The organism is Streptomyces sp. NPDC050617, assembly GCF_040654795.1.
In the GTDB taxonomy this organism is placed as follows: Bacteria; Actinomycetota; Actinomycetes; order Streptomycetales; family Streptomycetaceae; genus Streptomyces.
This window is the reverse complement of record NZ_JBFAIS010000053.1, coordinates 18811-29231: the sequence shown is the minus strand read 5'-3', so window position 1 is coordinate 29231 and position 10421 is coordinate 18811. Positions and strand designations below refer to the sequence as shown.

Genomic DNA, 10421 nt, shown 5'->3' with positions numbered 1-10421 from the left:
GGCTCAAGCCGGGCCCACTGCCCGTTCGTCAGATCCCCACGTCCCACAGAACATGATCATCAACGAACAAGATCCACTTTCGCAACACACCCTAGTGGACGGTGGTCCACCGGGTCCCCCACCGCCAGCGCGCGGCAGATCGCCAACGCTGCACATGCATGGCGTATTTGCACCGCACCCGTGCAACGGCGGGTCCCCAATAGGCCGTGCTGCCTACTCGTCTTTACGCCCCCACTCGTCCGGGATCTCCGCAGCCAGATCCTCTCCTCCGTAGCCGGCGAATACCTTCTTCAGGACGCCGAGCAGATCACGGCGATTCTCTACGCTGAGCCCGGAAAGGAACTTCTCCACCAGGTGCGCGACGTGGACCCACCGGCTATCGTTGCTCCACATGCTCGCCTGTCCAACAAGCTCGAGCCAGGTCCCCTCATCCGCAATCTCCGACGTTGGGTTCCTGAGCAGCCAGTGCAGGCGAGCATTCACAGGATCGCGGAGTATCTCCTCCCGCATGAAGGCGACTTGGGCCGAGCTCTGCTGGCGTGTCAGGTTGTCGAGTTCCATCTGGCGCCGCATGGCCAAGCGCCGCTCTGCCTGTTCTAGGACGCCTTCCTCGACGTCCAGGGTGACGCTAGCTCTCAACACCCTTACCGGGCCGTCTTCGTGAGGAAGTCGAATTGCCAATTCGTGATTGATCGCATTCTCCGTGGCCTCTCTCCGGAGAATCGTGGCCTCCCCGGCCATCTTCTCGGCGATCAATTGAACCCACATCGAGACGGCAACTCGAGAGTCGGTCCCTGCGAACTCTCCCAGAACCTCCCACTCAATACGGACATATGCGCGAAAGTGCAGCTCACTGTCCCGGCTTGGCCAGAGATCCTGAAACTCGTACCACCATTTCCTGGGGGTGAGGGCAGGCTCCTTAATGACATCACCCTGGGCGCTCCGGCGTTGTCTCCTACCGATCATCCCGCTCAACTTCCGCTCCCCCGCGGGAATTCAGGCCTTGCGCCTGCGGGAGAAGGTCAAGCGCGCGAGCCTTGTCCGAGTGCACTGCATCTTCTATCTCACGCCGGAGATTTTCCCTCCGTCGCTGCTCTTCCGTCTTGGGGAACGGAGGCTGCCAGATGTTCATGCGGTCGATCAGCCTGTGCCTCGGGCGAGCCTGCCGCGTATCTCCAGGTTCGTCTTGGACTGCCCTACGCAGCACTCTGACCGTGGTCTCGCGGATCTCCGCATCTTCCAGTGCTGCGTTCAGCCAGAGGTCCAGCGCGCCACGGCATTGCTCCTCATCGACGCCGGGGTCAAGAGCGGCCCGCCAGCCCGTAGAGAGGTCGTCTCTTGCCGGTGTCCAACCCATGGAATCTTGTCCAGCCAGAAGAGCCGGGAGCGGAGCTCCTTGCTCGTCCACTGCAAGTTCGGCCAGCGCAACGAAACCTCGACGGCCGGCGGCCTGGCGGTTTTCATCAGCCGAAGCGCACCATTTGATCACTTCGCTGAAGAGTGTGCTGCGTACCGAGTCTTCTTCCCAGAGCTTCTGGACAGCTGTGTTCACTGCCTTGATGACGTCCGGATCCGAAGAGGTAGCGACGTGACGCAAACGCACCAGAGCCTTGCCCGGATAGGTAATTCCGAATTCTCCGGCACAGACGTCGGCCACGGCCGCCTTCAACGAAGCATCCTCGTTGGGCTTCCTCGCCCAATCGTAGAGAACTTGGTGGGTGTCACGACCGATCACAGGATGGAGCGCGGCTGCTGTGACCAGGCGCACGACGGCCTGCTCTAGTGTGTTTTCCTTGCGCCAGGCAGTAACGATCGTTGAAAGATTCTCCGGTGTGCCGTGACGCGCAGCCCACCGAAGGGTGAAGAACGCCATGCGCTCTGCCAGAAGAGCGCGCTCATCAGAGTTGAATTCCTTGACACCTTGAGTGGTGGACCGCAAAGGCGCCTTCGCCATCCATTTCAGAAATCCTTCCCGCCCGAGGGGTCGATCTCGCCAGAAATAATCCAGGACAGCCTCATCCCATCCAGGCTTGGAGAACTCGACGTAATCACCATTCAGGCGAGCATCGACGGAATCAACGAGTTGGATCACGCCGATGTCGTCCTGCCCCTGCAGCTCGGGCTTCTGCCCTCCGATCAATTCTGCCAGCGCACCGGTCTGACTGTAGATATGGCCGATTGGCGCCCCGCGCAAAGCCGCTGCCACCACAAGGAAGTTGCGCTCAAATCCTGTGCGCTGAGGCTTCTTGTGCCATTTGAGAAGTTGCGAGAACCAGTTCTTGCGGGCTGACACAACACTGAGGACTCTTCTATTGAATTCCTCATCATCCGTCACACGCAAAGCCCCGTCAGTCGATTCAACATCCGAATCGACGTCGGAGAGATCCTCAAATGATGCGCTGCACGCCTGGAGAATGAGATCGACCATTTCCATGGCCGCGCTCGGCCTCTGGCCGACCAGGAACGGCTGGATACGATGGTCATCAGTCCACCGGCGAGCAGTGCCATCGGAGAGATCTAGGCGAAGCCACGCCCTGGCGATATTGACTGCATCCGGCCGTTCCAGCTCCCGGGCAATGACGGATGCGCCGCCTCCCACGCGTTCCCACTGATCCGTGTCAGTAAGGACGACGAGCCGGGACGAGGTACTCCGAAGGATCCCAGCGATCTCATCCAGCGTTCGCCCAAACTTACTCGAAACCGAGAACTCTGCCTCATCCGGAGGTAGTTCGAGCAGGAACACACAGTTGTCTATACGCGGCATTCGGCGTGCTTGAAAGTTGCTGTCAATGCCGTAGCTGAGGGTACGAACAGACATTCCGGCGCGGCGGAGCTCGGCGAGCAGGTGGACTGCAGCCGTCTTTCGCCCAGATCCCGTGTCCCCTGAGATGACCGAGATGGAGCCGGGGGCCGCCAGGTCCGCACGGACCTTTTCATAGCCTCGAGGACGAACAAACACCGCCCGAATCAGGTCCAGGTGATCATCATCCAGTTGCTGGTGATCAGCCATCTGATCGATTACCGCAGTGAGCTCCACACCAGTAACGCGGCCGAAGTTGAAGCCAACAGCCTGCCGTACCAGAGCAGCGAGTTCCGCCAGGCGAGGGATCTCTGTCAGCAGTTCAGCCGGAACACCTGGCAGCGACTCGTGAAGCGAGTTCTCACCTGCTGGCAAATTGCTACCACCGACTGGAATCGATGAATCACCGGGTTCCGGAGTCGAGAGCCACACGCCGCTTTCCGAAGCGCTTTCGTTATTATCTGCCGACCCAACTGCTCCAGCCGTCTCCGTCGCCCAGTCGGAGTAGGACGCCGCCACGTCGGTGGCAGATTCGTCAGCACCCACTCCTGAAGCTGGAGGGGTTAGATAACTCCCCGGCTCTTCCGAAATCTCTTGCGGGATCCCAGAGCCATCGGGTTGGGTTTCTTCTCCAGCATCGATTCCCGCTACAGCGGTCTGGCTAACCTCGGGAAAAGCTCGATCAGCTCCGTCCGCGCTCTCACCAAGCCAGCCTCTTCCGGATCCACCAAAGGGGCTTGGATTCATACTTTCGTCCGGCTTCTTAACCTCCGAAGCCCCTTCGTGGCTTAGACCTGCGCCTACCCCATTATCCCCCGCCCCCTGCCCAATGGGATAGCCTTCTCGACCTGGCGCCTGATCACTGTATGCCTGGCCGGGAAAGGACGCCGCCCCTGACACAGGGGCATTCGGCGGCGTGGAATAAGGGTTTTCAGTATCCCGATTGTCGCCTACCGGGAGAGGGCGGCCATCACCAGTGTCATTTTCTTGCGAGTCCTGCTCTCCCGCAACCTCTTGATCGGCTGCATGATCCGAGGTGTCTCGACTGAAGAAGCCAGGCCGCCAGCGTCCGGCCGACCTGCCAACTACGGGGATACCACCGTCGCGGTCTTCGTTTTCCGTATTCATTCAATTCCCCCGAACATCAAGCGACTATCCATAGTTCAGCAAGGCACTCTGCTATCCAAGACGCTTGATGCGAGCCCCAACAATCTTCGACCCCTTGTGCGCCGTATCAATGTCTTGGTTCACTTCGGCCCGAGCCGATGCCCCAGCAGACTCCACGTCGATGCCGGTCACCTCGTCGTGGGCGTTGGTGACTTTCTGTCGGATCCTGATTCCAGACTCGGATGAGTCATTGTCAGAAATCGCGAACTCAAGGCCGTAGATCTCTTCTAGGGCGCGACGCACGCGTCCTAGATTGCGCCGAAGTCGTACATCCTGGCCGTCAAGCTCAGTCGCTCCTACGTACTCTTCCAAGGCTTCCGCCAACAGCTCGAGCTCTTGGCCCCGCCGTTCAAGGATCGTGTCATCGGGCCGGAACCGGTCAACCGACGAAGCCACGATCCCTGTTCCCGCTACCGGGACTTCCTCCGCCGGCACGGCTACTCCAGCTCGCCGGTCTCGCCGACGCTGCAGGAGAGCCCCCAGCTGACCGTAGAGAAACCCGAAGGCCTGAGTGGCGGCGGACGCCGCCAAGACCGGAAAGTCCAGTTCGCTCACTTTGTCCACCCCTGTGAAGCCACGGCGTTCTCCACGCCGGAGTGCCCCTATGACTATCAGGAGGACAAGTTCGCGTCCTCAAATACCCCTAAAGTTGGCTGAGAACGCTACGACACCAAGGCAAGGTGGTGTGCAGTCCCCGGAGCACCGACTGCAAGCGAGAGTTCGACAGTGAAGACATCAACTACCCGCTGGCTGCTAGCGCCTCTCAGCAGCTGGCGAGCCCGACGCCTGGTAAGAGGGCACGGCGGAACCTACTCCCACGAGACGGCCTGGCAGACAGTTCGACTACGCCGACACCCAGATGAAGTGCCGTATGTCCTACATGCCTCTCGACGGTCCAAGGAGGACCGGGGTCCGGCTGCACCGCCGCACGCCGGGCAGTGATCAGAACGCTCCCCCGTAGGTGCTCGCTGTCCAGCGGTGGACCACTCACCGATAGCCCACTCCGCAAGTGCCGAGGCACCCCTGCCTGCGGTCGGCAAGATCGCGGACATCACCGCCGACAATTACATAGAGGGCCTGCACTTCGCCCGCTGGTTACTCTCCCCGCTGCCCCCGGGCGCGGATCGAACCTGGCAACCAACGTGCCGACACCGAGCACGCCGCCCTTGATCGCAAGCCTGCAACGTGGCGCCTGACAGCACCGGATCAGGGAGGGGGCGTCGGTGGACTGAGGCCAGGGCGCCGCGCAGGACCTGCGCCACTCTGTCTTATCGGCATCCAGGCGTCCGCCCATAAGATGGCGGAATGAGCATGGAGGATGCACAGACGGTTCCGGACGTGGTGGAGGACGTGTACGAGGGCCGGGCCACCGGCGTCGAGGTCGAGGATCCAGGACAAGGGGAGAACCTGATCCAGCGACCCTGGAACCCTGAGCAGATCCGGGTGTCGACGAGGTCCTTCTCTCTGCGCAACATCCTTGACCTGATCGACGAGAAGTCACTGGAGCTCGCGCCCGACTTCCAGCGCGGCCTGGTATGGCGACCGGACCAGAAGTCGCTGCTCGTCGAGTCCCTGTTGTTGCAGATTCCACTCCCGGCGTTCTACTTCGCCGAGGACAGCGACAGCGCCTTCCGCGTCGTGGACGGCCTCCAGCGGCTGTCCACTCTGCATGCCTTCGTCCGCGGGGCGAGCCATGGGTTCACGCTGACCGGCCTTGATCATCTGCATGACCTGCAAGGGGCCCGTTTCACCGACCTCCCTGTTCCGTTTCAGCGCCGCATCAACAACACGCAGCTGATCGTGAACGTGATCGATCCGTCCACGCCCCGTGAGGTGACGTACGAGATCTTCAAGCGGATCAACACCGGAGGTACGCCTCTCAACGCACAGGAGATCAGGCACTGCATGAGTCGGCCGCGCAGCCGCGACATCCTCAAGCGCATGACCCATACGGAAGCCTTCGACACGGCCACTGGCGGCCGTCTGAAGGGGCACATCAGGATGAACGACCGCGAGATGGCTTTGCGCTTCTCGGCGTTCTGGCTGCGGGGCCTGGACACCTATCACGCCCATCCGGTGATGGAGACCTTCCTGATGGAGACCACCGAGCTGCTGGACGATCCCAAGGAGGTGCCCGACGAGCGTGTCGCGGAGTTGGAGGCTGCCTTCGAACAGGCGATGGTCAATGCGCGTCTTGTCTTCGGGGAACATGCCTTCCGCAAGTGGCCGCGGGGAGCCGAGTGGCGCAGTCCGATCAACCGCGCGCTCTTCGAGACCTGGTCCATCGCGTTGGCTGGACATGATGCTGACGATTTGTCCCGTCGTCGTACAGACATCGTGCGCAGCGCCCGGGACCGGATGACCGACGACATCGCTTACCTGGAATCGATCACTTCATCCACCGCGGACCGGCGCAGGGTCGACTATCGGTTCACCGCTGCGGCCGAGGACGCGGAGGCAGGACGTTGATCGACTCCCTGGAGATCAAGAACTTCAAGTGCTTCCGCTCCGCGTCGTTCGTCATGCGCCCGCTCACCGTCCTGACCGGCGTCAACGGCGGAGGCAAGAGCACGCTAATTCAGTCCCTGCTTCTGGCCAGGACCACCGCCTCCTCCCCCGGACAGGCCGTTCCGCTGAACACACCGAGCGGGCTCACCCTGGGGGAGGCCCGCGACGTACTGCATTGGGATGCCTCGGAGCTCACGCTCGAAGTAGGACTGCGTGGCCGAGATGGCGTAGATGCGTGGTTGTCCAAGTTCAACCTGCCGCAGGACGAGCACGCCCTGTACCTGCAGGCAGAGCGCACCGAACTGCCTGCCTCCCTGGGCCTGGATCGGCAGGGACCCGGCTTCACATATCTGTGCGCCGAACGCCTTGGCCCCCGTGACACGCTGTCCGTCTCCGCGGATGAACCCGACCGTATCGGTGTAGGCATTCAGGGCGAGTTCACGGCCCAGGTTCTGGCGCTGCGTGAGACACGGGCGGTCAAGGCCCGAAGCGAGGTACGACCCGAACTCCGTCACCCAGACGTCGACAGTCCACAGCCCCGCCTCCAGTCCGAGGCGTGGGCATCGGACATCATTCGTCCGATCCGCATCACAGCGCAGCTGGCTGTGGGAATCATGGCGAGCACAGTCCGCTTCATGGAGCTGGCTCAGGGGGCCGAACAAGTACGCCCGACGAACACAGGGTTCGGTGTCTCTTATGCTCTGCCGATCGTTGTCGCGGGGTTGCTGACCGAGCCAGGGGATCTACTGCTCGTCGAGAATCCCGAGGCTCATCTGCACCCTGCAGGTCAGTCCAAGCTCGGCCGATTCCTGGCCCGCGTGGCCGGCAGCGGTGTACAGGTCATCGTGGAAACCCACAGCGACCACGTGCTCAACGGAGCACGACTGGCGGTTGCGCAGGATCACTCACTCGCGGCGGCGGACATGATCGTGCACTACTTCGACCACGACCGGACGGTGCCGATCCAGACCGACCCACGGGGAGAACTCAGCCATTGGCCTGCCGGCTTCTTCGATCAGATCGAGAGCGACCTGGGGAGGCTGGCCCGTGCCAGGCGCGCCCGATGACGACTACCGAGTGGTCCTGGGCGAGGAGGCCCTTGACTGGCGTGGGCTGACGGATGCGGAACTGCGCCGAGCTCTAGATACGCTCGCGGACTTGCTGGAACCGCTGGCCGACGGCCGGAAGGTCGCGTTGATGACCTCCGCCTACGACACCGAGTGCCTGCCGTCGATCAGCCTGGTCGACGCCCTGTACTCGCCTGACAGCGGGTTGCCGCACAGTGAGCGGCGCCGTCTGCAAGTACTACTGGACAAGTGCCGGAGCGTAGAACCGGCGGATGACGACGTTCCTCAGCCGGTGAGACAAGACAATGGGGCATGGAGTGAGCCGTCCTGGGGTATGGCCCATGCGCTGGCCCGGGCCTCTAGGGGCAGAGCGATGTCCTGCCTGGTCGGGTCGGTCGCCAATCCTCGGAGGACGACAGGCCTCGACTGGCCGTCGGGATGGCTCACCATCGAGCGTGACGCGGACACGGGCCGTGACCACATGGCCCTGCACCTGCTGCGAGTGTCCGAGGACGAGGCCGGTTTCTGGCGTGGAGTCCTCACCCGCGAACTCGTTCCGGAAGATCACTTCTTTGCGCTGTCCGATCGCGCCTTCCCCCGGCTACTCCTCTCGGACTCCCTTCGCTTCCACCATTTCGACGGCTCTTACGCGGACGTCCTGCCCTGGCTGGTGAAGTTGCTTGGTCTGCTGAGCGATCATTTCGCCAATGCACTGCTCATCTGCGGTGGCGACCAGAAGAAGGTTCAGGCTCGGTTCAGCGCTCTGGGCGTCGACATCTCCCCTGAGAGCCCCAACACGAAGAAGAACGCAAAGGCATGGGAACAGCGCCTGGTCTCCTACGAGGGCGAGACATATCGCTGCGAGTGGCATGGAAAGCGACTGTGGGACCGGGATCGCGTGCACTTCTCACTCCCGATCAAGAGGCATGATGACCGGATTCTGATCGGGATCTTCGCCGAGCATCTGCCCGTCTGACCCCGGTCCCACCGGCTTGACGTTGGTGGGACCGCGATCAGCTCAGGCTTTAGGAAAGCCCCGTCGTCGTCAGCGTGGAGGAGGCCGCCCGGTCTGGGGGCAACGTCGTTGAAGCTGACGGGTTCGCTGATGCTGCTAGTAGCCTCGTATACCTCGATCGATGGGTACGAGGCCTTCGCCCTCAACACATCAGCCCGGGCGCCGCCGGAATAGCGCACCCCAGGAATAACGCCGCTCCGCCAGCGTCGAGGCCGCGCGCCACGCGGTCGGCCGCATCGCCGACATCACGGCCGACCGGCACATGGAAGGCGTCCGCCTCACCCGCTGGCTGCTCTCCCCCGTTCCCACGTTCCGCCTGTGGCGGCGGATGAAGCTGTGGGAGCTGCGCAGTTACGAGCAGGTCATCCAGCTGGAACAGGAACGCCTCGTCTACCGCGCCCGCCTCCAGGCTCGCTACGGCCGCGCGTGGCGGCGCAAGGCGCCGGTCGAGTCCCTGATGCCGTTGCGCTTGGCGCGCTTCGGCGTCCCCCTCTCGGAAACCGGCCCCGCGGGCCTCGCCGCCGCCGGGATCACCCCCTCCCTGGCCGTCGCGGCACTGGCCGAGCCACTGCCGCGTAGCGGGTCGGCCACGGGGGCGGCGGCCGAGGTCGCGGCCGGCCCGACCGCCGGCTCCGGCTCCGGCTCCGGGAAGCAGCTGACTGCCGGACAGGGCCCGGCGGGAGAGGGGCAGTCGGCGGACGACGGCCAGGACGGCCGGGCTCCGGCCGTGGAGCAGGCCGCCGACGCGGAGCGGCAGACTGCTGTCGCGACACAGAACGCCGGCACGCCGCAGCACTCAGGCCCGATGCAAGGGACTGACGCGCCGCAAGGCGCCGATATCGCCCCCCACGCGGGCTCGGGTTGGTTCGCCCGCGCGGCGCAAGGCGGGGCCGCTGGGCAGCAGGGCGCCGTGAACGGGCAGGGCACCGTGAACGGGCAGGGCACCGTGAACGGGCAGGCCCCCGCGCCTCAGCAGACCCATCAGGCTCAACAGGCCATGCAGGTCCAGCAGGCCATGCAGACCCAGCAGGCTCGTACGGCCGAGCAGCCCCCCGCCGCTCACCAGCACGAGCAGTCCCCCGCTCAGCCCCCCGCCGGGCAGGAGGCCGCCAGGCAGGAAGCCGCCACGCATCAGGCGCGGTACGCGCCGCAAGCGCCCGGAACGCCGCAAGCGCCCGGCGTCCCCCAGCAGGCCCCGTACGGCGAGCACCCCGCTCAGCAGCACACTCGGATGCAGGCTCAAATGCAGGCCCAGGTGCAGGCGCAGGTGCAGGCTCAGTACGCCGAGCACGCGGCCGGCGCCGCTCAGCAGGCCCAGTACGCCGAGCACGCCCCCGCCACCCAACGGTTCCCCGCCACCCAGCAGTTCCCGGCCGCCGGGCAGGCCGCCGACGCGGGGCAGCCGCAGTACGTCCCGCACGCGCCCGCCGCCGAGGATCACGGGCAGGGCGGCCCCGCGCCCGTACAGGCTCCGGCCGAGCCGCACGTGAACCCCTGGTTCGTGTCGCCGTCGCCGGCCCCCGCGCCCGCCGACCACCCGTACGAGCAACAGCAGCAGCACGAAGCGGCGGAAGCAGCGGAAACGGCGGAAGAGGCGGCCGAGGAGGCCCATCAGGAGCAGTTGTTCTCGGCCTATCGCCGGTACAGGGAGAGCAACGGGGAGTTCCCCAACGCCCGGCAGCTCGGCCGTCACCTCGCCGACGTCGACGGCGTCACCAACGAGAGCGGCGGCCCCCTCACCGAGGGCGAGCTGCGCGGGTTCCTGCGCGACTTCCGGCATCGGTACCGGTCCGAGGCCGACGCGGACAGCCCGAACTGAACATGACTGAGGGCCGCCACCCGGTCCGGATGGCGGCCCTCAGCC

General features: G+C 64.2%; 6 protein-coding genes and 1 pseudogene. 4 read left to right on the top strand and 3 right to left on the bottom strand.

From position 1 onward, the window contains the following. Positions 1–213: 213 nt before the first annotated feature. The 3 genes from AB0I49_RS37435 to AB0I49_RS37425 all read right to left on the bottom strand — a co-directional run bounded on the left by AB0I49_RS37435 (position 214) and on the right by AB0I49_RS37425 (position 4522). Positions 214–975: a hypothetical protein gene (locus AB0I49_RS37435; protein ID WP_363231698.1), complete on the bottom strand. Its 762-nt coding sequence runs from the start codon at positions 973–975 to the stop codon at positions 214–216. Then, positions 956–3346: a hypothetical protein gene (locus tag AB0I49_RS37430; RefSeq protein ID WP_363231697.1), complete on the bottom strand. Its 2391-nt coding sequence runs from the start codon at positions 3344–3346 to the stop codon at positions 956–958. The genes AB0I49_RS37435 and AB0I49_RS37430 overlap by 20 nt, the downstream gene beginning before the upstream one ends. Before the next feature lie 633 nt (positions 3347–3979). Further along, positions 3980–4522 carry a hypothetical protein gene (locus AB0I49_RS37425; protein WP_363231696.1) on the bottom strand — a complete coding sequence of 181 codons (543 nt, stop codon included), beginning with the start codon at positions 4520–4522 and terminating at the stop codon, positions 3980–3982. Between the two features lie 750 nt (positions 4523–5272). On the opposite strand from AB0I49_RS37425, the gene AB0I49_RS37420 reads away from it, so the two are divergent. The 4 genes and pseudogenes from AB0I49_RS37420 to AB0I49_RS37405 all read left to right on the top strand — a co-directional run. Further along, the gene (locus AB0I49_RS37420) at positions 5273–6436 is read left to right on the top strand and encodes a DUF262 domain-containing protein (RefSeq protein ID WP_363231695.1); all 1164 of its coding nucleotides are present in this window, start codon (positions 5273–5275) and stop codon (positions 6434–6436) included. Further along, entirely contained in the window at positions 6433–7542 is a 1110-nt protein-coding gene (locus tag AB0I49_RS37415; protein WP_363231694.1) for a DUF3696 domain-containing protein, read from the top strand. The genes AB0I49_RS37420 and AB0I49_RS37415 overlap by 4 nt, the downstream gene beginning before the upstream one ends. A 91-nt stretch (positions 7543–7633) precedes the next feature. Next, positions 7634–8518 carry a hypothetical protein gene (locus AB0I49_RS37410; RefSeq protein WP_363231693.1) on the top strand — a complete coding sequence of 295 codons (885 nt, stop codon included), beginning with the start codon at positions 7634–7636 and terminating at the stop codon, positions 8516–8518. Positions 8519–8759: 241 nt separating this feature from the next. Further along, positions 8760–10376 (top strand): annotated as a pseudogene (locus tag AB0I49_RS37405) (DUF2637 domain-containing protein); the annotation flags it as partial. Positions 10377–10421: the final 45 nt, after the last annotated feature.